This window comes from Mesorhizobium sp. B2-3-13 (assembly GCF_006442195.1).
Taxonomy (GTDB): Bacteria; Pseudomonadota; Alphaproteobacteria; order Rhizobiales; family Rhizobiaceae; genus Mesorhizobium; species Mesorhizobium salmacidum.
The window spans coordinates 413,649-438,513 of the sequence record NZ_VFVQ01000002.1; the positions used below are offsets into that span (position 1 = coordinate 413,649).

Consider the following 24,865-nt stretch of genomic DNA (forward strand, 5'->3'; position numbering starts at 1 on the left):
CAGAAAACAGAGCGGCCGCAGGGCTACTCCCCGGCCGCCATCGCCGTGATCGTCTTCTTGGCGCGCTGAATCGAGGCCGGGCTCATCGACAGTTCGGTGAGACCCATCTCCAGGAAGGCGGGGATGAGATCCGGCCGGCCCGCCGCCTCGCCGCACATGCCCACCATGATACCGGCGGCGACGCCGGCCCTTGCCGTCAGTTCGATCGCAGACATGACGGCTGGATTGGTGACGTCGTTGAGCTTCGCAACGGTCGGGTTGAGCCGGTCGGCGGCCATGATGTACTGGGTCAGGTCGTTGGTGCCTATCGAGAAGAAAGCCACCTCCTTGGCCAGTGCCCGGGCGATCAGCACCGCAGCCGGGGTTTCGATCATCACGCCGAGATCGAACGTCGCGTGCGGCACGCCTTCGGCCTGGAGTTCGGCGGCGCATTCGTCGACAAGAACGCGCGTCTGCCGCACCTCGCCAAGATCGGAAACCATCGGCAGCATCACCTTGATGTTGCCGTGTACGGCGGCCCTTAGCAGCGCCCTGAGTTGGCGCTTGAAGATATCGGGCCGGTCGAGGCACATGCGGATGCCGCGCCAGCCGAGGAACGGATTTTCCTCGTCGGGAAACTCGATGCCGGCAATCGGCTTGTCGCCGCCGATGTCGAGCGTGCGCACGATGACCGGATAAGGCGCGAAGGCCTTGGCCAGCGCCGCATAGGTCTCGGCCTGCATGTCTTCCGACGGCAGGTGCATGTGACGCATGAACAGGAGCTCGGTGCGGAACAGGCCGACACCCATGGCGCCGGCTTCCTGCGCCGCCTCGATCTCCTCGAGCGAGCCTATATTGGCCGCGACTTCGATCACCTTGCCGTCCGCCAGCTTCGGCGTCACCGTCTTGAAGGCGGCCAGGCCGGCACGTTCCTTCGCCGCCGCTTCGACCCGGCTGGCGAAATCGGCGCGTGTCGCCGCATCGGGATCGATGATCACCTGGCCGGTATTGCCGTCGAGCGCTACTTCTTGCGCCGTGCGCAAGGCATTGATCCGGTCGCCAAGGCCCAGTACCGCCGGAATGCCATGCGAGCGAGCGATGATGGCGATGTGCGAAGTGGCGCCGCCATGGCCGCACACCACGCCGCCGATGCGTTTCAGCGGCGCACGCGCCAGGTCCCAGGCGCCGATGTCGTCGGCGATCAGGATCGCACCTTGCGAAATATTTTCGAGGCCGACGTCGTCTTGGCCCAGCAGCGCCAGGCAGATCTGCCGTCCGACTGCATGGACATCGTCCGCCCGCGCATTGAGGTAATGATCGTCGACGGCGCTGAAATCGGCGGCGATGGTGGAAGCTGCGGTAATCATGGCCGAGACCGCGTCATTGCCGCCCTTGATCGCCTTCTCGGCCTCGCCGGTCAGGCTGTCGTCGGCCGCGATATCCCTGAGCGCCGCCACGATGCCCCTGTCACCGGCCGACAGACTATCCTGCGCCAGCGCCCGATCCATACGCGCCTGGACAGCGGCGACGGCGGCGCGGAACCTGTCGATTTCGCCGGCGATCTCATCGGCTTGCAACATGCGGCCCTGTCCGGCGATGTCAGGCGGGAAATGCGCGAATGCCGGCCCGACGGCAACGCCCTCGCTTGCGGCGACACCACGCAAACCATTCGCTTCGGCTGGTGCCGCCGGCGCGGATTGGGACGCAGGCGCCGCTTCCTTGCCTGCGTCATTCGCCGGGGCGTGGGCTTCGTCGTCGTCGAGACCCGCCTTGGGGTTCTCGAGATAGCCGATCAGCGCCTCGATCGCCTCGATGGCATCGGCGCCGTTCGCCCGCACGGTGACTTCCTGGTTTTCCTTGACCGCCAACAGCATCAGCTTGACCGAGCTCTTGGCGCTGACCGCCTTGCCGTCCTTGACCAGTTCGACGTCGGATTCGAAAGCCTTGGCGAGCTTGACGAAGCGCGTGGCGGGACGGGCGTGCAAACCTTCATGCACTCTGACGATGGTCGAGCGTTCCATGGCAAATACTCTGCTTTTTTGGGCGCCAAAGCCAGACCGGCTGGGGCGCGGATGCTTTCAGGCGGCGATGGTGATGATCGCGTCTGTTTTCAGGGCGGCCACGAGCGCTTGCGTGTCGACCTGCGATGCACAGATCTCGCCCGGCCTTTCGGCCTCACTGGCGCCATTGAACGAGATGACGACGTGGCCCATCTCGAGGACCTTGCTCCAGGCACTGGAGCCGACGGCGGTTATAACGGCCGAAACCGGGCCAAGGGTGATCGACGCGCCCTTTTCAGGCGCGCCGTCGCTGGGTCCGATCTCCGTCTTGTGGAGCACGGAAACCTCGGCAAGCTCCGGTGGCGAGCCATCCGCGAACAGGATGACCACGCCGCCCTCGGCGAGGTCCGCCACTTCGGGTCCTATTGCCGTGACCCGTGTCTTGAGAAGAACCGACATATGGCGAACCTCGCTATTTCTGGTGTCTAGAACACGATCAGGGAGACGATCCAGGCGATCAGCACCGAGACCGGACCCATGATCTGGCGGCTGATGAGCACCGCCGGCACGCCGATTTCGATGGTTTTCGGCTTGGCTTCACCCAGTGCAAGGCCGACAGGAACGAAGTCGCAGCCGACTTGGGTGTTGTAGGCAAACAGCGCCGGCAGCGCCATTGCCGGCGAAATCGTGCCGTTAGCGATCTGCGGGCCGATAATGGCGACGCCGATGACCTGCGCGATGACGGCGCCTGGCCCCAGAATGGGCGACAGGAACGGCAGGCCGCAGATGGCCGAGATGACCAGCAGGCCGACGATGTTGTTGGCCAGCGGTCCCATCGGCTGCGCCAGCACGTCGCCGATGCCGGTGTACAGGATCAGGCCGATAAGCATGGTCACGAAGGCCATGAACGGCAGCACGTTGCGGACGACCTGGTCGATGGTCCGGCGGCCGGCATTGAAGAAAATGCCGACGACACGACCCATGACGCGGCCGATCGTGCTGATGAATCCGATCAAGCCACCCTCGCTGGGCAGCGCCGTCGGCGTCGCAGTGCTGTTGTTTGAGCTCATCGACGCTGCTCCCCCTGCAGTTGTGACCGCCTCGGAACCGTCCGCCATTGTGACATTGGCCGGTTTCACGCCCGAAACATAGATATCCTCGGTGATGAACTGGGCGAGCGGCCCAGCCTGGCCGACCGGCGTCAGGTTGACGGTCGGGATACGCTTGCGCGGATAGACGCCGCATCGCGCGGTGCCACCGCAATCGACGACGACAACCGCCATCTCGCCTTCCACCGGCGGCGCCTTGAAACCGTCTACGGCTGTGGCGCCGGTCATGTCGGCGATGAGCTGGGCCACGGGATGGATCCCGCCACCGGTCACGGAGACGACCTTGTCGCGCTGCGCGGTCGGCTCGATGACGAGCGGGCCGCCCCAGCCGGTGGAACCCCGGGAGACTTTTACGGCTTTGTATGTCTTGGTCATGATGTCCTCCCCGCCCTTACAGTTCAACGCCCTGGCGGCGTGCCATGATGGCTGTGATGCGCTCGGTCAGCATGCCCTTGAGCAGGATCACGACGAGACCAACGATCGCGTACCAGATCGCCACCTTGACGTGGTAACCGGCGACGACAACGCCCCGCTTCTCGAGATCGAGCAAGGCAACGAGCATGCCTCCCCAGACGAAATATTCGCCAGGGTTGATGTGCGGGAAGAGGCCGAGCGGCGGATGCACGTAGGACACGGCCGCGTCGTAGAAGGCGGGCTTGTGCTTCTCTTCCAGGAACGACCCGAAGGTGTAGGCCATCGGGTTGGTGAGGAAAAACACCGCCAGCAGCGGTAGCACGGTATAGCGGGTCAGCGCGATGCGGCCAGCACCACGCGCCAGGCCGTGGACACGCTCTTCGCCGACCAGTTCGGTGACGGCGTAGAAGGCTGTCATCAGCACGACAAGTGTCGGGATGATGCCGGTGACAAAGCCGGCGAAAACCTCGCCGCCCTTCTGGAAGATGCCGATGAAGTACTTGCCGATGGCAGTGAGCCAGCCAAGCTGCTCTTCCTGCTGCACATTTTTCAGCTGTTCCTTCAGCTGCTCGGCAGTAACCGGCGCCCCGTCGGTCTGCGCCTGCGCAAGGATCACGAGATGATCGGAAGCATGCTCGACGGCGAGCCTGCCATGCAATGCAGCGTCCGAAACCATGGCACCCGCGATATGCAGGTTATGCACGGCCATGTCGGCATGCTGCGCCAACAACGAAAATACAGACATTTCTCCTCCTTATGCCGGCCCGCCGGTTGATCCCAGTCGGCGCACGGCCTCCTCTATCCCTTTGATCCAGAGGCGGATTCAGATTTCAGGTCGATTTGACCTGGAAATCATCCGACTCTAGGCCCTTGCTACATTCAAGCCGGCCAGGCCCGGCTTCTTCCCCGGCTCCGATCGTGCTTTGTCGATCTGTTCGATCGCCCGCTTCACGGCCTCGGCCACACCGGGTTCCCCCTCCCCCATGATCGTAGGGTTGGACCGGAGTCGATCGAGGGGGACACCCTCGAATTCTTCATGTCGCTTGAATTTGGTGAACACGGAACGGCCGCTCATCACCATCATGCGGCGCACGATCAGGTCGGGCGTAACCACGACCAGCGCGATTGTTCCCTTGGCAAATCGGCCGCGAAAATTGCCAGCGCCGACGAAGCCATCCTTGTACTGATCGGTGACGCCCCGAAAGACATCCGAATAGTGCCGCATCTGCAGCCAGACGCCGAGCGACTGCAACGCCCACACAATAACCAGCAGGAGCAGTCCCCACTGCCAAATCGCCATTCGGTTCTCCTCCCGAAGCCTCAGTCGAGGCGCACCTTGGACCGGCACGCGACAACAACAAAGTGAGAACATTTGTTTCCGCGAATGTCAATATGTATGATATTGGCCTCAACCACGGTCATCCACAGGGCCGCCGCGCGATTTCGGCGGGGGCACGACTGTGCTAGCCTGTGGACAAACGGGATACAGGAAATGGAACTGCCCTTCAGGGATGAACTGGCCCTCATGCCCGATCTGCGCCACCGGCTTCGGCAGTTGCGATGGTTCCGCGCCACCTTCCGCGGCAGCGCCAAGGTGGTTTCGGACACATTCGGCGTACGCTTCGAAATCGACGAGGCGAAGCTGACCCGGGCTTTTCTCGACTGGGTCGAGGTGATGGAAGCGCAGAAGCGCTTCGCCACGATCGACCGCGCCGATTTCATCGTCTTTGCCGCCGGCCTCGTGCTGCGCGAACTGATCAAGCAGGCGCCGGCCAGGGAGATCTCCGGCCTTACCCACCTCATCGAAACGGATCAGAATGCCGGCACGCTGGACATCATCCGCTTCTGGCCGGAAGGCTTTCTCTACACCAACTACTGCGTCTCGGTGATTTCGGCCATTTACGAGCAGGAGTTCGGTTCAGCGCCTAGCATCGACAAATGCGCCGACGACCTGCGCACCTGGTGGTCCTATCGCGAAAACGTCACCGAAATGCCGGCCTATGCCGTGGCTTTCCTCGACCGCTTCCTGGGCGCGGAACCGAACTGGATCACGCCCGACCGCGCGCAGTCGCGGCAGGCCATGCAACGAGCGTTGGGGTCCTCCCGCGCCAGCGATGCCTTGCGCCAGCTTTGAATTGGCCTCTATTGCCCCCTATTCGAGAGGCCGCGAGTGCCCGCTATTGAACATTTGACTTTTTGTCGATAGCGATGTGCCAATTCTGACAGAGGCCGGGAGAAATGCGTGGCGCCGTCAAGACTGATCATTTTCGATTGCGACGGCGTTCTCGTCGACAGCGAGCCACTGGCCGCCAAGGCCTATGAACGTGTCTACGATAAGCATGGCATGCCGGGCGTTCACGGCGGTATCATCGCCCAGTGCGTCGGCATGAAGCAGGCCGACATCATCGTCAGGATCAAGGAATTGACCGGCCATCAGTTTCCCGCGACGGCCGATGGCGATATCTGGGCCGAGACTAAAGCCCTGTTTTCGCAGGAATTGAAGCCGACACCGGGAATCACCGCATTCCTGGAAACGCTCGAGGGCGGCAGTTGCGTTGCCTCGTCGTCCTCCGTCGAGCGTATCGACCACAGCCTGACCATCACCGGACTGGCGCGGTTCTTTGGCGATGCGATCTACAGCTCCTCGATGGTCAAGAACGGCAAGCCGGCGCCTGATATTTTCCTGTTCGTCGCTGCGAAGATGGGGGCCAACCCGGCGGACTGCATTGTCATCGAGGATTCACCTTTCGGCATCCAGGGCGCGGTCGCCGCCGGCATGACCGCGATCGGCTATACCGGTGGCGGACATACTTATGCGGAACATGCCGCACGGCTGACGGCCGCCGGTGCCGATTTCATCTGCGCCGACTGGAATGAAGTTAGCCGGCAATTGTCGGGGCTGGGTGTATCGGCCTAGCGAGCGGGTAGTCCAAGGCGCGCCCATTCGCCAGGCGGAATCACAGCTCCGACACGGAAGTCGAAGGACAAGACCCTGGTCGCGTCGCTGTCGACCTCGCAGCGGAAGCCCAGATGGAACCACGTGGTTGAGGTACGGAAAGCAACGTCAGGGGCGTCAAGAACATTGCCGGCCTTCAGCGGAACACTTGGAATCAAGATAGGAAAATAGGAGGCGTCCAGCAATTGCTGCTGCAACGCGCTGGCGCAAAGTTTAGCCCCACGCTGACCGCGAGGCACGCCACCCATCGAGGTCGTGGCCAGCGCGTCACCCGTAGCGCCCTGCGAGTAAAGCCTGCGAACGCCCGGAAGGCCTGAATACCTGCGCGATGCGGCGCTGGCTACATCAGTGGAACCTGGGCTTCCGGCGCCCCCATTTCGGGACTTCGCAACCTTTGAAGAACTGGGCTTCGGTGTATTTGTCGGTTTAGGCTCCGGCTTCGCAGCCGATATTGGAAGCTCGACCTCACCGCCCCCGTCTGTGGCCAGCGGCGTTGGTGCCGCGCCTGTCTGCTTGGCGGCGTCCTGCACTCCCGCCTGTTGTTTGGCGTCCTGCTGCTTATCTGCGTCCTGGGTCAGAGTTGCCTGCTTGTCCTGCGCGGGCTGGGTATCCTTCGCGTCGGCTACCGGCTTTTCGCCGGCCTCAGCTAAATCCGGCGGCTTCTCGGTCCCTGCCGGCACGTCGGATTGGGTCTCAGCAGGCTTCTGCACGACCGGCGGCTTCGATTCCTCATCCTTGGTCGGCGACGGCGAACTGTCTTGAGCGCTGGCCCCATCCAGGGATTTCCGGGGGCCCGCATCCTTGTCGCCGAACTGAAAAACAGGCTTCAGCACCTCGATTGGCAGAGGCTTCCGAGGTTGCGGAGCCGGCTTTTCAACTTTCTGCTCAGGCGGTTTTTCAACCCTCGGTTCCGGTGGCTTAGGGGACGGTACAGGGGCCGGTTTCGGTTTTGGCTGCTCGGGCGGGGGCACGAGCGCGACATTGACCGGTTCCTCCTCCTGCGGCTGTTGGCGAGGTGTGGGCAGGCCATAGATCAGGAGCCCCGCGACAAGCGCATGCAGGATCAGCGATGCGGGGATACCCCACAGCAAATTCCGACGCCGCTCTCCTGTCTCGCCCTTCATCCTGACCGATGTGGAATGAAATAGCGGCGGCTTCAAGCATAAGCAATTGGATTGGCGCAATTTGGGCGCTGACAGGTTGGTGATCTGGATCACCACGGGCAGGGCCGTGTTAGCGAGGCGTCGGCACGACATCGAGCAGGATGCGATCATTGCCGCTGCTCACGGCGAGGGCGGGTGCCACCCTTTTCGCCGAAACCGCCAAGCAGGTTCAGTCATCACGAGGCTGCTCCCGCCGCCGGGATCAGCCAGCCGGATTTTATGCGCAGGCGCGCTTGCGCCCCGTTCTCCAGCACAACCGGATCGGGCTGTTCGAAATGCAAGGTGAGGTCGGGACCGGCCTTGGGCGTGAATTCGATGCGCGCCGCTCCGCCTTGGTAGACCGCCCGCTTGACGAGACCGTCGAAGCCCGAGGCATCGGCCGAAATCTCGATGTCGGCGGAGCGGCAGCAGATCCTGGCGCCGGCGCGCGGCCGCTCGCCACGCCGGCAGCGGACCACCAACTCGCTTCCGAGTACCCGGACCTTGCAATAGCCGCTTTCCTCGGCCGTCAGCACCTCCGCCGGCAGCAGGATGCCTTGCGAAATGAAGGAAGCGACCATTTCATTTGCCGGCTCATGATAGAGGTCGCGCGGCTTCGCAAGCTGCGCCAGGCGTCCACGATCCATCACCGCGATGCGGTCGGCCAGCGCCATCGCCTCGGTCTGGTCATGGGTAATGTAGACGATGGTCGTGCCCGTGCGCTTGTGGAAGGCGGCGAACTCGTCCTCCATCGAGGCCCTGAGATGCACGTCGAGATTGGCGAGCGGCTCGTCGAACAGCACCAGCGAGGGTGCCGCCACCAGGCAACGCGCCAATGCCACGCGCTGGCGTTGGCCGCCGGAAAGACTGGCGGGCCTGCGCTCACCCAGGCCCTGCAGATTGACCAAGGCAAGCGCGTCTTCCACTTTTTGGCGCGCAACCGCCTTGTCGAGTTTGGCCACCTTCAGCGAATAGCCGATGTTCTCGGCGACACTCATGTGCGGCCACAGGGCGTAATTCTGGAAGACGATGCCGATGCGCCGCTTTTCCGGCGCGATGCTGCCGCCGCTGTTCGAAACGACATCGCCGCCGATGCGGATTTCGCCCGAGGTCACTTTCTCGAAACCGGCGATCAGCCGCAGCAACGTCGTCTTGCCGCAGCCGGAAGGTCCGAGCACCGCCAGAAACTCGCCGTCGCCGACGTCGATCGAGACATCCTTCACGGCATCGAAATCGGCGAAGCTCTTGGTCACGTGGTCCAGGGTCAGTCGCGCCATGGCAGAACTCCGCTCGGAAGATGAGGGGCAAGCAGGTTGGTCACCAGCATCAGCACGAAGCTAACCGCGACCGTGATGACGGACATCGCCGCCGCGTAGTTGGAATCGCCGCCCTGCTCGAAGGAAAACATCACCACGCCGATGGTCTCCGAACCCGAGGACCACAACAATGCCGAGACCGTGAGTTCACTGAGCCCCGTCATGAAGATCAAAAGGCCACCGGCGACCGCAGCCGGCGCGACCAGCGGAAAGAGGATGGTGCGCATGCGCGTGAACAGGCCGGCGCCCGCCACCTGCGCTGCCTCCTCCAGTGCCCGGTCGATCTGGTGATAGCCGCTGATGGTCGGCCGCAGCGCCAGCACCAGGAAGCGGGCGAGATAGGCATAGAGGATGATCCAGACAGTGTTGTAGAGCTGGATGCCGGTCAGCGGGATCGGCCGCAGGAACAAGAGAAGCGAAGCGATCGCCAGCACAACGCCGGGCAAGGCGTAGGGCAGTTCGACCGAGAGATTGAGCAGCCGCACCCAGCGCTGCTTGCCCCAGGCGATGAGATAGCCAACCGGCACGGCAACGATGACGGCGACGAACGCTGCAGCAATCGACAGCCAGAAACTGTTGAAGAAGGCGCGGGTGGCGGCATCATGCTCGAACAGCACGAAACGGTAATTGTCGAGCGTCGCCGTCTTGGCGGTGAGCGCAATGCCGTAGCCCGGCAGCAGCGAGGTCAATACCAGCCCTAAGAGCGGCAGGACCAGCACCAATACGATGAGCAGCCACATGCCGGCCTTGACGACCGGCCGCCAGCGGCCCAGTTCATAAGGTTCGGCCGGCAGCGCTGTCGAAGAGATGCGGTAGTCGCGGCGGCGGCTCATCACCTCCTGGGCGAGGATGCCGGCCATGGCGATGATGCCGATCAGCACGGACAGGAACGCGGTCTCGCCGAGCACCGCCGGACCGCCGCCGGCCAGCTTCTGATAGATGAGCGTCGGCAGCACCAGGTAGTTGGCGGGAATGCCGAGAAAGGCCGGAATGCCGAAATTGCCGACGCAGGAGACGAAGGCAAGTGCTGCCGCCGCCATGATGGAGGGCGTCATCAAGGGCAGCACGATGGTAGCCAGTACGGTGAACCAGTTTGCACCGCCGGCACGTGCGGCTTCGACCAGTTCGCGCGGCAGCTTGCGCAAGCCGGCCCGCACCAGCAGGAAGACCAGCGGCCCGTACTGTACGCCAAGCAGCAGGATGATGCCCGAGGTCGAATAGAGCGGGTTCTTCGTGCCGAGCGGGGGAGCCGCCCCGAAAAGCTTGAGGAACGGGCTCGCCGGACCAAACAGTTGCAGCCAGGCTAGCGCCGTCACCTGCGGCGCGATCATCAGCGGCATGACGTAGCAGAACACCAGGGCGCTTCGGCAGCGTATGTCGGTCAGCGAGACGAGCACGGCCACCAGTGTTCCCGAAAGCACCGCCAGAAGCGTGCCGCCAATGCCGACGACCAGCGTGTGCCACGTCGCGATCCAGGTTGCCGGGCTTCTCAGCCCGGCTTCCACGGCCGCGGTCGACAAGGTACCGCCGGGCGCCACGATCTCCTTGACGAGGCGCAGCATGGGCAACATCGAAAGCAGGACGATGACGACGGTCGCCGCCACCGTCAGGACCATCTCCTGGCCACGGCTTTCCCTGATGCGTGTCGGCATGATTGCGTTTCCTGGGGTCAATGCGACCGGGTGCGGTTCATTTTCGGCGCAATTCCGGACGGAAAACGCTTCGCACTTTTCCTGGAATTGCTCTGGCGAAGCGAGCGGGATGCCGCTGCCGGCACCCCGCCGCGATTGACAGTTCAGCCGCCGAACAGTTCCTGGAATTTCGCCTTGTCGGCGTCGGTCTTGGCGACGATCGCCTTGGTGTCGAACTTCATCACCTTGACCTTGACGCCTTCCGGCAGCCAGTCGGGACGGCCGACCGAGGCGCGTGCCGGCAGGTAGCCCATAGACAGCGCCAGCTTCTGGCCCTCATCGGACAGAATGAAGTCGACGAACTTCTTGGCGCCATCGACGTTCTTGGCGGTCTTCATGATGGCGACCGGCTCGGTCACGGCAGGCACGCCTTCGCTGGGGAACACGAACTCGACCGGCGAGCCCTTCTTCTTGGCGTTCATCGCCATGAAATCGACGAGGATGCCATAGGGCTTCTCGCCCGAAGCCACCGACTTCAGCACCGCGCCATTGCCGCGCACGCTGACGGTATTGTTGGTCTTCAGCTTCTGGAAGAAATCCCAGCCATAGTTGGTATCGCCGGCGAAGCCCGAAAGCAGGTAGGCGGCCGCACCCGAATAGAGCGGGCTTGGCATGACCAGACCATCGGCATAGGCCGGCTTGGCGAGATCGGCCCAATGCTGCGGCTTTTCGGCGGCGGCGGTGTTGTAGACGATGCCGGTGGTGATCAGCTTGCTGCCGAAATAGGTCTTGTCGGCATCATAGGCATCCGCGTCGACCCCGTCGAGCTTGGCCTCGGGATAGGCCATCAGCCTGTCGTCCTTCTTCAGCAGTTCCATCGAGACCGCGTCGGCGATGAGCAGCACGTCGGGCTGCGGGCTGCCTGCGGCGAACTCGGCCGCCATCTTGGTCAGGATGTCGCTGGTTCCGGAGCGATAGATGGTGACGTCGATGCCGGGCTGCGCCTTCTTGAAGGCATCCACGGTCTTGGCCGCGTCCGCTTCCGGCTGGGATGTGTAGAGCGTCAGTGTTTCGGCATTTGCCACGCCGGCGAACAAAGTTGCCGCGAGCGCCAGCTGGCTGGCCAACAGCTTGATGAATAGCGTCTTCATGAGACCTCCTGTCCTGTCTGTGCATGACCGGTCTGGCCCCTGACCAGCACCCCGTCTCTTCCTCCCTGCACGGCGCATATGACTGGTGGATGACACAGCGCATCAAGGCTTGGATCAAGATGAGATCAGGCCGCCTTCTCGCGCAAGAGGCGCGTCGACGCCCAACAGGCGTTTTGTGTAAGGCTGCGCCGGGAGGAATCTGGGCGGGAGGTCATCAGAACCCGGAGATCGGTGCTAGACCAGCATGCCCATCGGATTTTCGATCAGCTTCTTGAAGGCGACCAGCAGTTCGGCCCCAAGCGCGCCGTCGACGGCGCGATGATCGGTCGACAGCGTCACCGACATCACCGTGGCTATTTTGATCTCGCCGTTCTTGACCACCGCCCGCTCCTCGCCGGCGCCGACCGCCAGGATCGTCGCATGCGGCGGGTTGATCACCGCGGCAAAATCCTTGATGCCGAACATGCCGAGATTGGAGACCGCCGTCATACCACCCTGATACTCCTCGGGCTTCAGCTTGCGGCTGCGGGCGCGGCTGGCCAGATCCTTCATCTCGTTGGAGATGACGGACAGCGTCTTTTCGTCCGCATGCCGGATGATCGGCGTGATCAGGCCACCGGGGATCGACACGGCAACGCCGACATCGGCATGCTTGTGCTTGACCATGGCGCTCTCGGTCCACGAGGCATTGGCATCCGGCACCGCCTTCAGCGCCATGGCCATCGCCTTGATCACCATGTCGTTGACCGACAGCTTGTAGGCAGGCGCCTCACCCTTGTCGGTCTTCTTCACCGGCGCGGCGGCATTGAGTTGCGTGCGCAGGGCCAGCAGCGCATCGAGTTCGCAGTCGAGCGTCAGGTAGAAATGCGGGATGGTGGTTTTGGCTTCGACCAGGCGCCGCGCGATGGTCTTGCGCATGTTGTCATGCGGAATGAGTTCGTAGGAGTCTTCCTCGAACAGCTTCAGCACCTGGTCGTCCGACATTGGCTTCACCGCCGGCGCGGCGGCTGGTGCGCCAGCCGGAGCCTTGGCGGCGGGCGCTGCCTTGGCACCACCGCCGGCGATCGCGGCATCCACGTCTGCTTTCACCACCCGGCCATGCGGGCCGGTGCCGGATATGGCTGAAAGGGTGAGGCCCGCCTCGCGCGCCAGACGGCGAGCCAGCGGTGTCGCGCGTCCGCCCGACGGCGACTGGCCAATCTCCCCGCCTGTGGGGGAGACACCCGGCAGGGCAGAGGGGGGCGTGACGGAATGAGGCGTTGGCGGGACAGCGCCCCCTTCTGTCGGCTCCGCCGACATCTCCCCCACGAGGGGGAAGATTGGCGCCTTGTCCCCATACGTCTCATTCTCCGCATAGATCCACGCAACCGGCGCGCCGACCGGAATGTCGACACCTTCCTTGCCCGTCACGTCGCGCAACACGCCACTGGCCGGTGCATCGATTTCCATCGCCGCCTTGTCGGTCTCGATCTCGAACAGCACGTCGCCCTTCTTGACGTGCGCGCCTTCCTCGGCGAACCAGCGCGAGATCTGTCCGGTCGCCATGTCCATGTCGACCTTGGGAAGAATGACTTCGGTCGGCATGTCTCAGCGAACCCCTTTCACGAGGTCGCGCGCGGCGGTGATGATGTCGGGAACTTGCGGCACCGTGGCCTTTTCCAGCTCCGGATTGTACGGGATTGGCGTTTCCGCGCCACCCAGCCGCACGATCGGAGCGTCGAGGTAGTCGAACGCCTCGCTCTCGGCGATCATGGCGCTGACCTCGGCGCCGATGCCCAGCGTTTTGACTGCTTCATAGACGCACATCAGCCGCGACGTCTTCTTGACGCTATCGATGACCGTCTGCTTGTCCATCGGCCGGATGGTCCGGAGATCGACGACTTCGACGTCGATGCCTTCGGCCTCCAGCGTGGCGGCGGCGTCGAGCGCCTTCTGCACCATGATCGAGGTGGCGACGATCGTGAGGTCGCGGCCCTCGCGGCGGATGTCGGCCCTGCCGATCGGCACGGTGTAGTAGCCTTCCGGCACCGGCCCCTTCATCTTGTAGAGCAGCTTGTGCTCGAAGATCATCACCGGATCGGGATCGGCGACGGCAGCCAGAAGCATGCCCTTGGCATCATAGGGTGTCGCCGGCTGGATGACCTTCAGACCTGGCACATGGCCGAGCCAGGCTTCCAGGCTCTGGCTGTGCTGCGCCGCCGCACCCGTGCCGGAGCCGGCGGGAAACCGCATCACCACCGGCACTGAAACCTCGCCGCCCAGCATGAAGCGCATCTTCGCGGCCTGGTTGACGATCTGCTCCATGGCGAGCGTGGCGAAATCGGAAAACTGGAATTCGAAGATCGGCCGCATGCCGGTTAGCGCGGCGCCGACAGCAACGCCCGCACCGCCCAGTTCAGAGATCGGTGTGTCCAGCACCCGCTCAGCGCCATAGCGTTCGACCAGGTCGCCGGTCACCTGGAAGGCGCCGCCATAGACGCCGATATCCTCGCCCATCAGGAAGACGCGGTCGTCCATGTCCATGGCAATCGCCATCGCCTCCTGGATCGCCTGGGCGTAGCTCAGTTCACGCACCATCGCGTCCATCACGCCTGCTCCGTATACACGTAATTTCCGGTCTCGCTGACGTCGGGCGAAGGGCTCGCCTTGGCGAACTCGATGCCGTCGGCGATCTCCCGCGCCACCGCCTCGCGGAGGGCCGCGATGCCCTTGTCGTCGATGAAACCGAATTCCCGCAGTTCGTTCTCGAAGAGCGTGATCGGATCGCGGTTGGACATCCAGTCCTCGATCTCTTCCTTGGTCCGGTAGCGATTGCGGTCGCTTTTGGAATGGCCGCGATGGCGATAGGTCTTGGATTCGATCAGCGTCGGCCCCTTGCCCGCACGTGCCCGCTCGACCGCCCTGTACGAAGCCTCGGCAACCTCGGAGAAGATGTTGCCGTTGACGATGACGCCCGGCATCGAATACGCGGCGGCGCGGTCGGCGATGTTCTTGACAGCGGTGGAGCGGGCCGTCGACGTCGACATGCCGTAGCCATTGTTCTCGCAGACGAAAATCACCGGCAACTTCCAGACCGCCGCCATGTTGAGCGCCTCGTGGAAGGCGCCTTCATTGTTGGCGCCGTCGCCGAAGAAGGAGACCACGACCTTGCCGGTCTTCATCATCTTGGAGGAGAGCGCGGCACCGACGGCGATCGGAATGCCGCCGCCGACAATGCCGTTGGCGCCGAGATTGCCCTTGGCGACATCGGCGATGTGCATCGAACCGCCACGGCCCTTGCAGTAGCCGGTGGTCTTGCCAAAGAACTCGGCGAACATGCGCTTGACCTCGGCGCCCTTGGCGATGCAGTGGCCATGCCCGCGATGAGTAGAGGTGATCTGGTCATCCTCGCCAAGCGGCATGCATATGCCCATGGCGCTGGCCTCCTGGCCGATCGACAGATGCATGGTGCCGTGGATGAAGCCCCGCGTGTAGCTTTCCTCCGCGCCCTCTTCGAAGCGGCGGATGAGGTACATCTTGTAGAGCACCTGCTTCAGTTGTTCGGCGCTGTATTGGCGATAGACGAAGGGCAGGTTGGCGCGGCTGTCCGCGACGGCTTTGCTGGCTCCGGCCATGATCAGGCCTCCACGGTTCCGTAGACGAGCTTGTCCTGGCGGGCGCGCAATTCGGCGATCTTGGAGCCCGCTGCAGGGGCGGCATTGGCGTAGGCGATCAACTCGCCCTTCTTGATCGGCGCCGTCACCGAACCGCCCTGCAGCAGGCCGCAGGGAATGGCCCTGGCGGCATGCGCTTCCGGCGCCGTCATGATCCAGGCGCGATAGCAATATTCGCCGATCGCATCGAGCTTTTCGCCCGGCTGCATGTCTTTCTTGGCCACCGCGCAGACTTCGGCCACCGGCTTTGCCAGCGGCACCATGTCGGCCTTGCCGTAGAGCACGACGCGGGCGCAGGTCAGCGGCACTTCGAGCGACGTCAGGTGATAGGGGCGGTGGAAGGTGAAGTACGGACCCTTGCCCATCTTCAAATCTTCCATGCGTTCCGAGATGCGCGGATGCGACATGTCGGCGACGACGAAGACGCCGGGCGCGACACCCTTGCCGATCGAATAGTCGACGACGCCGACCCTGGACAACACGCCGCCGTCCTTCTGCGGCACCAGCACCTTGTTCAATTCGCCGAGCGTCGCGGCCGGGCCATGCATGCCGGCCCTGTCGGGCACCAGGCCAGTGGCGTTGGCGATCGCCGCCATCTCGACCATGGTCTTGGAACCGTCGACGAACTCGACCAGCATGCGCACATTCATGTGCCGGCGCCTGGCCTCTTCCTCATAGGCGGGCGGCGTGGCGTCGATGTTGAGCGGGTTGTTCTTGCCCTTGCCGGCGGCGACGATCGGGTGGCCCATGGCCGAAACGAATTCGATCAGCTCCATGCAGGAGGACGGCTCGTCGCCGGCGCCCAGCGAATAGGTGACGCCGAGCCGGTCGGCCTCGCTCTTGAGATAAGCGCCGATGGTGACGTCGGCCTCGACATTCATCATCACCAGATGCTTGCCATGCTCCATGGCGCGCAAACCGATCTCTGCGCCGACGGCGGGAACACCGGTCGCATCGATGACGACGTCGATGAGATCGTTGTTGATGACCAGGCTGGCGTCGTTGGTCACCGCCACCTTGCCGGCCTCCATGGCAGCCGTCATCGCCGAAGCGTTCGAAACTTCGCGCGCATGGCCGGTTTCCTGGAAGGCGATGTCCACCGCCTTGCTGGCGGCGGGCAGGTTCAGTTCGGAGATGGCACCGATCTCGATGCCCGACATATGGGCGACACGGGTGACGATGTCGGTTCCCATCTCGCCCGACCCGATCAGACCGATGCGGATCGGCTTGCCCGATTTGCCGCGTTCCTCGAGGTCGCGGGCAAGGCCCGTCAACGAAACATTGGAAGCCATACCACTCATTCCTCCCATAATGCAGGCCTGTTCAATCGCCTGACGGGTATTGAACATCTGTATTTCTGTCAAGACTAATGTCCAAATCCGTGTGCTTTTGCGGCACTTTCCCGGGGTCCACCGCAGGGTGGGAAAGAGGTCGGGAAAGCCGGCAAATCGCGGAATTCATTGGCCCACTCGGGCTCACAGTTGAGCGGTCGGCGTCCTGCTCCTGTTGGCGGTGTTATCCGGCAACAGGAAAATCGTGAAAATGGACGACCACTCCATCGGCATCGATGAAGATCACAGCATAAGCGGGTGGCTCGTGGCCCAGCCGCCAGCTGTCCGAAAAATCGAGGGCGCTCTGATGGTTGGTGCTGCGCAGCGTGCTGACCGGTATGCCGCGCCAGCTGCCGGCGATCAGCCTGTGGACGTGGCCGGCAAAGATGTGGCCGACATTGCCGTGGCGCAGGAGAACGTCATGGAAGGTATCGGCATTGGCGAGCTTGACCTCGTCAAGCACCGGCATGTGGATCCGGAACGGCGGATGGTGCATGAAGAGGAAGACCGGCCGGTCGCGGGCTTCCTGCAACTTCTCGTCCAGCCAGTCCAGCCGTGCCGGGCACAGCCTGCCCTCGACATGTCCGCTGTCCAGCGTATCGAGCAGGATCAGGCGGCCATCGCTGCCATCGAAAACGCTCTGGACGAACCCGCGCTCGGCTGGCGTTTGCGGGAACATCTCGACAAAAAGCGCACGGTCGTCGTGGTTGCCGAGCATCAGCCGGCAAGGCGGCACGAACCCCGACAGCGCCTCCCCCAATGCCGCATAGGCGGCGCGCTCGCCATCATTGGTCAGGTCGCCTGATATCACCACCAGATCGGCATCGGCATGGTTCCTGCCGATGTCCGCCAGGCAGGCCTCCAGCCGGTCGAGCGGATCGGAGCCATGGAGACGACCACCCGGCGCCATCAGATGCGGATCGGAGAGCTGGATGATTTTCATGGCCCCGCGCACTGCTTCCTGCCGGCGCCCCTGGCGTCGGCCTGAAGGCGTTATCTCTCGACCAGCTCTACTGTGCCGTCCAGCCGCCGTCCATCGGCAAGGTCGTGCCGGTGATCTGCTTGGCTGCATCCGAGCACAGGAACAGCGTCAGCGCCGCAAGCTCTTCCACGGTGACGAATTCCTTGGTCGGCTGCGCGGCCAAGAGCACGTCGTGCTTGACCTGTTCCTCGGTCATGCCGCGCGCCTTCATCGTGTCGGGGATCTGCTTCTCGACCAGCGGCGTCCAGACATAGCCGGGCGCGATCGCGTTGACGGTGATGCCGTCCTGCGCGACTTCCAGCGCCACCGTCTTGGTCAGGCCCGATATGCCATGCTTGGCCGAGACATAGGCCGACTTGAATGGCGAGGCGACGAGCGCATGCGCCGAGGCCGTGTTGATGATGCGGCCCCATTTGCGGCTCTTCATGCCTGGCACCACCGCCTTGATGGCGTAGAAGGCGGCCAAAAGGTTGATGCGGATGATGGCTTCCCACTTGTCGTCGGGAAACGCCTCGATCGGCGCCACATGCTGGATGCCGGCATTGTTGACCAGGATGTCCAGGCTGCCGAATGCCTCTTCGGCGTCATGGACCATGGCGGTGACGGCGGCGCCATCCATCATATTGGCATCGGAGTAGCGGCACTTGACGCCGAAATCCTTCTCGATGCCGGCGCGCTCCTGCTCGATGGCGGCGGCATCGCCCAGGCCATTGATGGTGACGTTGGCGCCCTCGGCGGCAAAGGCGCGGGCGATTGCCAAGCCGATGCCGCTGGTCGAGCCGGTGACAAGCGCATTCCTCGAAGACAGGGAACCCATGGGAGATCTCGCAAGAGGTGGGAGGAACTGATGAGAATAGTTTGTGCGACGCAACACGACAATGCCACGGCCATATGTCGGCTCGATTACAGCCCCGCGACGGCCTTTGCCAGCTCCGTGAGAAGGCGTCTTCGAGGTGACACGGCATTGTCATGGTGCCGTGCAACATATTTGCCAGCGCATTCGCGCGGGGTCATTTTCGAACCGTTGGGGGCACCTGGATGGAAATCGCCGATGTCGTGAAGCGCGCCTATGCGATGCCGCTCACCAATCCCTCCTTCCCGCCGGGTCCTTATCGTTTCTTCGACCGCGAATACATCATCATCACCTACCGCACGACACGCGAGGCGCTCGAAGCCGTCGTGCCGGCGCCGTTGGAGATCGACGAGCCGCTGGTCAAGTACGAGTTCATCCGCATGCCGGATTCGACCGGCTTCGGCGACTACACCGAGACCGGCCAGGTCATCCCGGTACGCTACAAGGGCCAACATGGCGGCTATGTCCATTCGATGTATCTCGACGACGACGCGCCGATCGCCGGCGGGCGTGAACTGTGGGGTTTCCCGAAAAAGCTTGCCAATCCCAAGATCGTTCATGAAGGCGAGGTGATCGTCGGCACGCTGCACTATGGTAGCGTGCTCTGCGCCACCGGCACGATGGGTTACAAGCACAGTGAGGCTGATCATGACCAGGTGCTCGCTTCGCTCGCCGCCCCCAATTTCCTGATCAAGATTATCCCGCATGTCGACGGCACGCCGCGCATTTGCGAGCTGGTCCGCTACTACCTCACTGATATCACGCTCAAGGAAGCCTGGACGGCGCCGGCCGCGCTCGATCTGCGGCCTCATGTCATGGCCGACGTGGCGAAGCTGCCTGTGCTTGACATCGTGTCGGCGGTTCACTTCAAGGCCGATCTGACGCTCGGCCTGGGCGAAGTCGTGCATGATTACCTCCCTGACCACAGCCGATCCGCTGCCAGCGCAACCGAGCTGGAGAAAGTCGGTGCTTGAGCGCAACCGCAACAAGGCAGCCGCCGCCACCATCGAGGAAATCACGGCGCAGTATGACCGTATCGCGCTGGTCTTTCAGGGCGGCGGCGCGCTCGGCGCCTATCAGGCAGGGGTCTACCAGGCGCTGGCCGACGCAGGCTGCGAGCCGAGCTGGCTATCAGGCGTCTCAATCGGCGCCATCAACGCCGCGATCATCGCCGGCAATGAACCGAGCCGCCGGCTGCAACGGCTGGAACAGTTCTGGCAGACGATTTCCGGCCGCAAGATCTGGTCCTACACGCCCGAAGGTGACATCTACCGCGACATCCGCAACCAGACCTCGTCGTTGATGACGATGACGATGGGCCAGCCCGGCTTCTTCAAGCCGCGCAATCCCAATCCCTGGTTCCAGCTGTCGGGAGCGGAAGGCGCCACCAGCTTCTACGACACCGCCGAGTTGAAGGACACGCTGGAGAGCCTGATCGATTTCGACGTGCTGAACGACGGCAAGAAGCGGCTGAGCGTCGGCGCGGTCAATGTCAGGACCGGTAACTTCGTCTATTTCGACACCGAGAACGTGCGTATCGAGCCGGAGCACATCATGGCGAGCGGCGCGCTGCCGCCGGCCTTCCCCTCGATCCGCATCGAGGGCGAGTATTACTGGGATGGCGGCATCGTCTCCAACACGCCGCTGCAATATCTGCTCGACCAGGAAGAGGACCGTTCCTCGCTGGTCTTCCAGGTCGATCTGTTCAGCGCCCGCGGCGTGCTGCCGCGCGGCATGGCCGACGTGCTGTCGCGCCACAAGGACATCATGTATTCGAGCCGTACGCGGCAGAACACCGACAATTTCGAGCGCATCCATGCGCTGAAGATGAAGCTGCTCGATGCGCTGAAGCGCGTGCCGCCGGAGCAGCTTAGGGACGGCGAGCAGGAGTTGATCGCCGACTATTCCAACGCCGGCGTGGTCAACATCGTCCACCTGATCTACCAGCACAAAGGCTATGAGGGCCACGCCAAGGACTACGAGTTTTCGGGCACCTCGATGCGCGAGCATTGGGAGATGGGCCTCGAGGACACCGAGCGCACGCTGCGTCACAAGAAATGGCTGATGCTGCCGACCAATGCCGACGGCGTCACCATCCACGACCTGCATCGCGAAGATCCGACCTGAAGGTCAGCCCTGAAACGCCTTGGTCCGGAATGCCGGGCCGGGCTCAAAATCTCAGATTGGCGCCGGCTCTCAGCAGGAGCCAGTAGAACAGGCCGGTCGCGCCCGCCGCGATCAGCAGCGCCAGTTCGAATCCGCCCGGCGTTTGTGTGAGCGGCAGGCCGGCGGTGTTCATGCCGAACATGCCGACGATAAGCGAGCCGGGCAAAAGCAGCGCGCTCATCACTGCAAGTGCCTTCAGGCTGCGGTTGGATTCGTCCGCGAGCTCGGCGGCGACCTCCTCCTGCAACAGCCGCGCCCGGTCGTTGACCATGACGACCTCCCGGTCGAGCCGTTCAAGACGAGTGGTGAGCCGGCGCAACGTCTCGTGTGCGCCTTCCGACAGTTTCCAGTCCGACCGGTCCTCGTCCTGGAAAAGTGCCGCCAGCGCCGAGATCGGCCGGTGCAGGGAGACCGCCAGCCGGCGAACATCTTTCAGCCGCCGCCTTTCGTCGGCAAGCCGTTCGGTCACCAGATGATCTTCCACCTCGTCGAGCCGCTTGGTGGCGGCTGCGAGCCGCAGGCTCGTTCCGCCGCAGAAGGCCAGCACGATCGCCTCGAACAGTTCGAAGGCGGTGGCGGGCCGCAGCCCCGCGGCCAGCGCCTCATGCACCTCCTCGACCGCTGCCAGCGAATGGCGGCGGCCGGTCACCAGCAGCCGCTCCGAGACCGCGAAGCGCAATCTGCCGATGGTGGTCGACTGACGCGCGATTTCGCTGTGCAGGTCGGCGGAAATGCCATGAACCACACCATCCTCATGCGCCAGCGCGGGGCTGTCCTCATGGCCTTCGAGGATCGCGTTGGCCGAAACCGGCAAGTCGCAGGTACGGCTGACCCAGGAATGGGCGCGCTGGTCGACGAGATCGACATGCAGCCACACCCAGCCTTCCGGCATCGCCAGTGCTGTGGCGATGTCGCGCGGAGCAAGCGCCACCGGCGGTTTGCCTGGCAAGCCGTGACAGGCCCAGACCAGGCCAGGCGCCGGATCCTGGTCGTCGACGGCAAGCAGGGCCAGATGCGATGCGTCGTTCATGACTGCCGCCCGAACTCGTCGCGAACCTGTCGCCGGAAAACGAGACGGCGCCAATGTGGCGCCGTCGTTAGTGTCGTCGCTTCGCCCGCTCAGAACACCTGGCGGAAGATGATGAACAGCACGAAGGCCAGCGTGATCGAGCAGGGCAGGGTCAGCACCCAGGCGAGCAGCAGGTTGCGAACCGTCGACCATTGCAGACCCGAGCCGTTGGCAGCCATGGTTCCGGCGACGCCGGACGACAGCACATGGGTCGTCGACACCGGCAGACCCAGGCGGTCGGCCATGCCGATAGTGACCATCGCCACGAGTTCGGCGGCAGCGCCCTGGCCATAGGTCAGGTGGCTTTTGCCGATCTTCTCGCCGACCGTGACGACGATGCGTTTCCAGCCGACCATGGTGCCCAGGCCAAGCGCCAGGGCCACCGCGACCTTCACCCATATCGGGATGAACTTCGTCGCGTTGTCGACGGCCTTGTGATAGTCGGTGACCGCCTTGAGATCGGCGGCCTCCATCGGCAGCAACTTCTTCTTGTCGATCAGCTTAAGCGCCTCGCCGATCAGATAGATGTCGTTGCGGGCGTTGCTGACCAGATCTGTCGGCACGTTGTCGACCGAAGCGTAAGGCTGCAACTCGGCCGTCGTGTTGTGGATGTAGCTCTGCAGAGCGACCGTCGTCTTGTCGCTCCAGCTCCGGGTGCGCACGGCATCCTGCACGGCAGCCTTGGCATCCTTCGCATCGGCGACGGTGACACCGGGCTTCACATATTTGCCTAGCGCGGTCTCCACGCTGACCGAAGCCGACTTGTAGGCTTCGAGATAGTTGATGTCGGGCGTGCGGTTGAGCGCATAGGCCGTCGGCACCACGCCGATCAGGATCAGCATGATCAGGCCCATGCCCTTTTGTCCGTCATTGGAGCCATGCGCGAAGCTGACGCCGGTGCAGGTGAAGATCAGCAGCGCGCGGATCCACCAGGGTGGCGGGGCATTGCCTTTCGGCGCCTCGTAGAGCGCCGGATTGCGGACGAGAAGCTTCATCGCGTAGAGCAGGATGGCGGCGGCGAAGAAGCCGATGATCGGCGACACCAGCAACGTCACGCCGACATTGGTGGCCTGCGACCAGTCGACGCCGCTGGTGGCGCTGCCGGCAGGTGCCATGAATTGGTTGGCAAGGCCGACGCCGATGATCGAGCCGACCATGGTGTGCGAGCTCGACGCCGGCAGGCCGAGGAACCAGGTGCCGAGGTTCCACAGGATCGCGGCTACCAGCAGTGCGAACACCATGGCAAAGCCGGAGGAGGAGCCTACCTGCAGGATCAGCTCGACCGGCAGCAGCGACAGGATGCCGAAGGCGACCGCGCCGCTGGAGGTGAGAACGCCGAGGAAATTGAAGGCGCCCGACCACATGACGGCGAATTCCGCCGGCAGCGAGCGCGTGTAGATGACGGTCGCCACCGCATTGGCGGTGTCATGGAAACCGTTGACGAATTCGAAGCCGAGCGCGATCAGCAAGGCGATGCCGAGCAGGATCCACGGCACCGTCCTGGCCACCGCCAGATCCTGGCTCAGCGCGTAGCCGACATAGACCACGCCAACCAGCACCAGCACACCGAAGACCGGCAGGAACCACTTCGCGCCGCCCGAACTATCCAGCGGATGATCCGGCCTTGGAATGCCCGCCTCACTGGAAACTATGTCCACCATGTCCCACTCCTATTGCATTGCAGCAAAGAACTGGAAAAGACGCTATGGCCGGACGATGAACCCTGTGTGACGCCGGAGAGGCCTGGCCTTTCGCGCGGTCTCCTTCAGGCGGGACCGGAGCGTGTCTTCAGGATCGCCGAGAACAGCGGATCGAAGGCGCGACTGATCGGCGCTGCGGCGGCTCCCAGCGCGATCGACCAGGGATCGGTTGTGCCGAGCTGCAGGCGCGGCAAGGTCCGGCCTGGCCGGTCGGCGATCGACGGCAGCAGCGGATGCATCGCCTCGACAAGCCGGCGCGCCAGCGCTTCCGGCGCGCCGCTGGTCAGGATGACTGTCTGTGGGTCGAAGATGGTTTCGATGAGATGCACGCTCCAGCGCAGGTCATGGGCCGCCCCGTCGATCCAGGCCATGATCTTCACGTCACCCGCCGCGGCCAGCGCGCCGATCTTTTCGTAGAGGTCCTCGTCGGCGGGATCGAGACCAAGATGCTGGTAGAGCGAGGCGAGCGACGCGCGATGTTCCAGCGGCGTCGAGCCCGGACCAGCCGGCGACAGCAAGGCCATGCCGATTTCGCCTGCATTGCCATGCCCACCGCTGTACAGCTCGCCGTTCAGGATCAGTCCGGCGCCGATGCCATAGCCGACATAGAGACACACTGCGTGGTCGACGCCATGCGCGGCACCGACGATGCGTTCGGCCGTCGCGCAGGCGGCCGCATCGTTCTGCAGGCCGACATTCAGTCCCGTGCCCTTGGCCAACATGTCCAGCAGCGGAAACTTCTGCCAGGCCGGCATCATCCATTTGTCATCCGAATTCTTTAGGCCGAACGGGCCTGGCATGGCGACGCCAAGACCGACGAGGCGTTTTTCCGACTGCGAGGAGATGCCGGACAGCTCGCGCCGGACGCCATCGATCAGGTCCAGGATCACCTCGACGCCCCTTGACGGCTCATCGAAAGGCAGGTTCGCCTCGGCGCGCGTCAGCACGCTGCCCATCAGGTCGACCGCGACCGCCCGCGTCAGATGACGGTCGATCTGCAGGCCGATGGCGAAAGCGCCTTCAGGAACCAGCCTGTAGGGGGTCGACGGCTGGCCCCGGCCCTTGCGCACCGCCTTGAGCGCGACGACCAGGCCATCGCTTTCCAAGTCCTCGATGATGTTGGAGACCGCCTGCTTGGTGAGCTGCGTCGCTCGCGCGAGGTCGGCCCGCGACAGCGCGCCATTGAGGCGCAGTGCCTCGATCATGACGCGGCGATTGTGCGCGCTTGTGCCCTCCTGGTTGGTGCCGCTCTTGGCGCGGATGTGGCTGATGTCGTCCATCGGCGTTTCCCTCTTGACTCCATTAGGATATTGATCGACTAATTAAGTCAAGCGAATTGACTTAATGTAAACCGAGCGCCCAAAACAAGATGGCCAAGGCCTCCGCCTGTCGCCACTGGTCAGCCGGATAACC

The 24,865-nt window shown here is 63.6% G+C and carries 22 protein-coding genes; 4 read left to right on the forward strand and 18 right to left on the reverse strand.

From position 1 onward, the window contains the following. Positions 1–23: 23 nt before the first annotated feature. The 5 genes from ptsP to FJ941_RS04550 form a co-directional block, all read right to left on the reverse strand. On the reverse strand, positions 24–2,000 hold the full coding sequence (gene ptsP / locus FJ941_RS04530; protein WP_140503396.1) for a phosphoenolpyruvate--protein phosphotransferase: 1,977 nt from the start codon (positions 1,998–2,000) through the stop codon (positions 24–26). 57 nt (positions 2,001–2,057) lie between these two features. Then, on the reverse strand, positions 2,058–2,438 hold the full coding sequence (locus FJ941_RS04535) for a PTS glucitol/sorbitol transporter subunit IIA (protein WP_140503398.1): 381 nt from the start codon (positions 2,436–2,438) through the stop codon (positions 2,058–2,060). A 26-nt stretch (positions 2,439–2,464) separates the two neighbouring features. Next, on the reverse strand, positions 2,465–3,463 hold the full coding sequence (locus FJ941_RS04540) for a PTS glucitol/sorbitol transporter subunit IIB (RefSeq protein WP_140503400.1): 999 nt from the start codon (positions 3,461–3,463) through the stop codon (positions 2,465–2,467). A gap of 16 nt (positions 3,464–3,479) precedes the next feature. Further along, positions 3,480–4,247 (reverse strand): PTS glucitol/sorbitol transporter subunit IIC, encoded by a 768-nt coding sequence (locus tag FJ941_RS04545; protein WP_027143558.1) that lies wholly within the window; start codon positions 4,245–4,247, stop codon positions 3,480–3,482. 117 nt (positions 4,248–4,364) lie between these two features. Continuing rightward, positions 4,365–4,802: a transcriptional regulator GutM gene (locus tag FJ941_RS04550; protein ID WP_140503402.1), complete on the reverse strand. Its 438-nt coding sequence runs from the start codon at positions 4,800–4,802 to the stop codon at positions 4,365–4,367. A 192-nt stretch (positions 4,803–4,994) separates the two neighbouring features. On the opposite strand from FJ941_RS04550, the gene FJ941_RS04555 reads away from it, so the two are divergent. Together FJ941_RS04555 and FJ941_RS04560 are read left to right on the forward strand one after the other, a co-directional pair. Further along, entirely contained in the window at positions 4,995–5,636 is a 642-nt protein-coding gene (locus tag FJ941_RS04555; protein ID WP_140503404.1) for a hypothetical protein, read from the forward strand. 108 nt (positions 5,637–5,744) lie between these two features. Then, positions 5,745–6,419: an HAD family phosphatase gene (locus FJ941_RS04560; protein WP_140503406.1), complete on the forward strand. Its 675-nt coding sequence runs from the start codon at positions 5,745–5,747 to the stop codon at positions 6,417–6,419. On the opposite strand, the gene FJ941_RS04565 is transcribed toward FJ941_RS04560, so the two are convergent. The 10 genes from FJ941_RS04565 to FJ941_RS04610 form a co-directional block, all read right to left on the reverse strand. Next, positions 6,416–7,582, reverse strand: coding sequence for a DUF930 domain-containing protein (locus FJ941_RS04565; RefSeq protein ID WP_140503474.1), 1,167 nt, complete (start codon positions 7,580–7,582; stop codon positions 6,416–6,418). The two genes, FJ941_RS04560 and FJ941_RS04565, sit on opposite strands and share 4 nt — an antisense overlap. 215 nt (positions 7,583–7,797) lie before the next feature. Next, positions 7,798–8,877, reverse strand: coding sequence for an ABC transporter ATP-binding protein (locus FJ941_RS04570; RefSeq protein ID WP_140503408.1), 1,080 nt, complete (start codon positions 8,875–8,877; stop codon positions 7,798–7,800). Then, a complete protein-coding gene (locus tag FJ941_RS04575) occupies positions 8,865–10,568 on the reverse strand; it encodes an iron ABC transporter permease (RefSeq protein WP_140503410.1) in 1,704 nt (567 codons plus the stop codon). Before FJ941_RS04575 ends, FJ941_RS04570 begins: the two co-directional genes overlap by 13 nt. A 143-nt stretch (positions 10,569–10,711) precedes the next feature. Next, on the reverse strand, positions 10,712–11,698 hold the full coding sequence (locus FJ941_RS04580) for an ABC transporter substrate-binding protein (protein ID WP_140503412.1): 987 nt from the start codon (positions 11,696–11,698) through the stop codon (positions 10,712–10,714). Between the two features lie 234 nt (positions 11,699–11,932). Beyond that, entirely contained in the window at positions 11,933–13,282 is a 1,350-nt protein-coding gene (locus FJ941_RS04585) for a pyruvate dehydrogenase complex dihydrolipoamide acetyltransferase (RefSeq protein WP_140503414.1), read from the reverse strand. Between the two features lie 3 nt (positions 13,283–13,285). Next, positions 13,286–14,284, reverse strand: a complete 999-nt coding sequence (locus tag FJ941_RS04590; RefSeq protein ID WP_140503416.1) for an alpha-ketoacid dehydrogenase subunit beta — start codon at positions 14,282–14,284, stop codon at positions 13,286–13,288. Then, complete coding sequence (locus FJ941_RS04595; protein ID WP_140503417.1) at positions 14,284–15,312, reverse strand: thiamine pyrophosphate-dependent dehydrogenase E1 component subunit alpha; 1,029 nt, start codon at positions 15,310–15,312, stop codon at positions 14,284–14,286. Before FJ941_RS04595 ends, FJ941_RS04590 begins: the two co-directional genes overlap by 1 nt. A 2-nt stretch (positions 15,313–15,314) precedes the next feature. Beyond that, positions 15,315–16,643 carry an NAD(P)H-dependent oxidoreductase gene (locus FJ941_RS04600; protein ID WP_140503419.1) on the reverse strand — a complete coding sequence of 443 codons (1,329 nt, stop codon included), beginning with the start codon at positions 16,641–16,643 and terminating at the stop codon, positions 15,315–15,317. Positions 16,644–16,866: 223 nt separating this feature from the next. After that, on the reverse strand, positions 16,867–17,625 hold the full coding sequence (locus FJ941_RS04605) for a phosphodiesterase (RefSeq protein WP_140503421.1): 759 nt from the start codon (positions 17,623–17,625) through the stop codon (positions 16,867–16,869). A 67-nt stretch (positions 17,626–17,692) separates the two neighbouring features. Then, the gene (locus FJ941_RS04610) at positions 17,693–18,481 is read right to left on the reverse strand and encodes a 3-hydroxybutyrate dehydrogenase (RefSeq protein WP_140503422.1); all 789 of its coding nucleotides are present in this window, start codon (positions 18,479–18,481) and stop codon (positions 17,693–17,695) included. A 221-nt stretch (positions 18,482–18,702) separates the two neighbouring features. Between FJ941_RS04610 and FJ941_RS04615 the strand changes: the two genes are divergently transcribed. Continuing rightward, complete coding sequence (locus FJ941_RS04615; protein ID WP_140503424.1) at positions 18,703–19,491, forward strand: acetoacetate decarboxylase; 789 nt, start codon at positions 18,703–18,705, stop codon at positions 19,489–19,491. Next, complete coding sequence (locus tag FJ941_RS04620) at positions 19,484–20,644, forward strand: patatin-like phospholipase family protein (protein ID WP_140503426.1); 1,161 nt, start codon at positions 19,484–19,486, stop codon at positions 20,642–20,644. Before FJ941_RS04615 ends, FJ941_RS04620 begins: the two co-directional genes overlap by 8 nt. 43 nt (positions 20,645–20,687) lie before the next feature. Here the strand turns inward: FJ941_RS04620 and FJ941_RS04625 are convergent, their stop codons facing one another. The 3 genes from FJ941_RS04625 to FJ941_RS04635 all read right to left on the reverse strand — a co-directional run bounded on the left by FJ941_RS04625 (position 20,688) and on the right by FJ941_RS04635 (position 24,732). Beyond that, positions 20,688–21,713 (reverse strand): transporter, encoded by a 1,026-nt coding sequence (locus FJ941_RS04625; RefSeq protein ID WP_181169710.1) that lies wholly within the window; start codon positions 21,711–21,713, stop codon positions 20,688–20,690. 89 nt (positions 21,714–21,802) lie between these two features. Next, positions 21,803–23,413 (reverse strand): inorganic phosphate transporter, encoded by a 1,611-nt coding sequence (locus FJ941_RS04630; protein WP_140503430.1) that lies wholly within the window; start codon positions 23,411–23,413, stop codon positions 21,803–21,805. Positions 23,414–23,517: 104 nt separating this feature from the next. Next, the gene (locus tag FJ941_RS04635) at positions 23,518–24,732 is read right to left on the reverse strand and encodes an ROK family transcriptional regulator (RefSeq protein WP_140503431.1); all 1,215 of its coding nucleotides are present in this window, start codon (positions 24,730–24,732) and stop codon (positions 23,518–23,520) included. Positions 24,733–24,865 lie beyond the last annotated feature (133 nt).

What these genes read in the sequence shown, in the direction of transcription:
- FJ941_RS04535 (WP_140503398.1), bottom strand. Translation starts at nt 2,438, where the DNA reads ATGTCGGTTCTTCTCAAGACACGGGTCACGGCAATAGGACCCGAAGTG.
- FJ941_RS04610 (WP_140503422.1), bottom strand. Translation starts at nt 18,481, where the DNA reads ATGGGTTCCCTGTCTTCGAGGAATGCGCTTGTCACCGGCTCGACCAGC.
- FJ941_RS04625 (WP_181169710.1), bottom strand. Translation starts at nt 21,713, where the DNA reads ATGAACGACGCATCGCATCTGGCCCTGCTTGCCGTCGACGACCAGGAT.
- FJ941_RS04590 (WP_140503416.1), bottom strand. Translation starts at nt 14,284, where the DNA reads ATGGACGCGATGGTGCGTGAACTGAGCTACGCCCAGGCGATCCAGGAG.
- FJ941_RS04635 (WP_140503431.1), bottom strand. Translation starts at nt 24,732, where the DNA reads ATGGACGACATCAGCCACATCCGCGCCAAGAGCGGCACCAACCAGGAG.
- FJ941_RS04540 (WP_140503400.1), bottom strand. Translation starts at nt 3,463, where the DNA reads ATGACCAAGACATACAAAGCCGTAAAAGTCTCCCGGGGTTCCACCGGC.
- FJ941_RS04600 (WP_140503419.1), bottom strand. Translation starts at nt 16,643, where the DNA reads ATGGCTTCCAATGTTTCGTTGACGGGCCTTGCCCGCGACCTCGAGGAA.
- FJ941_RS04595 (WP_140503417.1), bottom strand. Translation starts at nt 15,312, where the DNA reads ATGGCCGGAGCCAGCAAAGCCGTCGCGGACAGCCGCGCCAACCTGCCC.
- FJ941_RS04630 (WP_140503430.1), bottom strand. Translation starts at nt 23,413, where the DNA reads ATGGTGGACATAGTTTCCAGTGAGGCGGGCATTCCAAGGCCGGATCAT.
- FJ941_RS04545 (WP_027143558.1), bottom strand. Translation starts at nt 4,247, where the DNA reads ATGTCTGTATTTTCGTTGTTGGCGCAGCATGCCGACATGGCCGTGCAT.
- FJ941_RS04565 (WP_140503474.1), bottom strand. Translation starts at nt 7,582, where the DNA reads ATGAAGGGCGAGACAGGAGAGCGGCGTCGGAATTTGCTGTGGGGTATC.
- FJ941_RS04605 (WP_140503421.1), bottom strand. Translation starts at nt 17,625, where the DNA reads ATGAAAATCATCCAGCTCTCCGATCCGCATCTGATGGCGCCGGGTGGT.
- FJ941_RS04575 (WP_140503410.1), bottom strand. Translation starts at nt 10,568, where the DNA reads ATGCCGACACGCATCAGGGAAAGCCGTGGCCAGGAGATGGTCCTGACG.
- FJ941_RS04615 (WP_140503424.1), top strand. Translation starts at nt 18,703, where the DNA reads ATGGAAATCGCCGATGTCGTGAAGCGCGCCTATGCGATGCCGCTCACC.
- FJ941_RS04580 (WP_140503412.1), bottom strand. Translation starts at nt 11,698, where the DNA reads ATGAAGACGCTATTCATCAAGCTGTTGGCCAGCCAGCTGGCGCTCGCG.
- FJ941_RS04585 (WP_140503414.1), bottom strand. Translation starts at nt 13,282, where the DNA reads ATGCCGACCGAAGTCATTCTTCCCAAGGTCGACATGGACATGGCGACC.
- FJ941_RS04550 (WP_140503402.1), bottom strand. Translation starts at nt 4,802, where the DNA reads ATGGCGATTTGGCAGTGGGGACTGCTCCTGCTGGTTATTGTGTGGGCG.
- ptsP (WP_140503396.1), bottom strand. Translation starts at nt 2,000, where the DNA reads ATGGAACGCTCGACCATCGTCAGAGTGCATGAAGGTTTGCACGCCCGT.
- FJ941_RS04555 (WP_140503404.1), top strand. Translation starts at nt 4,995, where the DNA reads ATGGAACTGCCCTTCAGGGATGAACTGGCCCTCATGCCCGATCTGCGC.
- FJ941_RS04570 (WP_140503408.1), bottom strand. Translation starts at nt 8,877, where the DNA reads ATGGCGCGACTGACCCTGGACCACGTGACCAAGAGCTTCGCCGATTTC.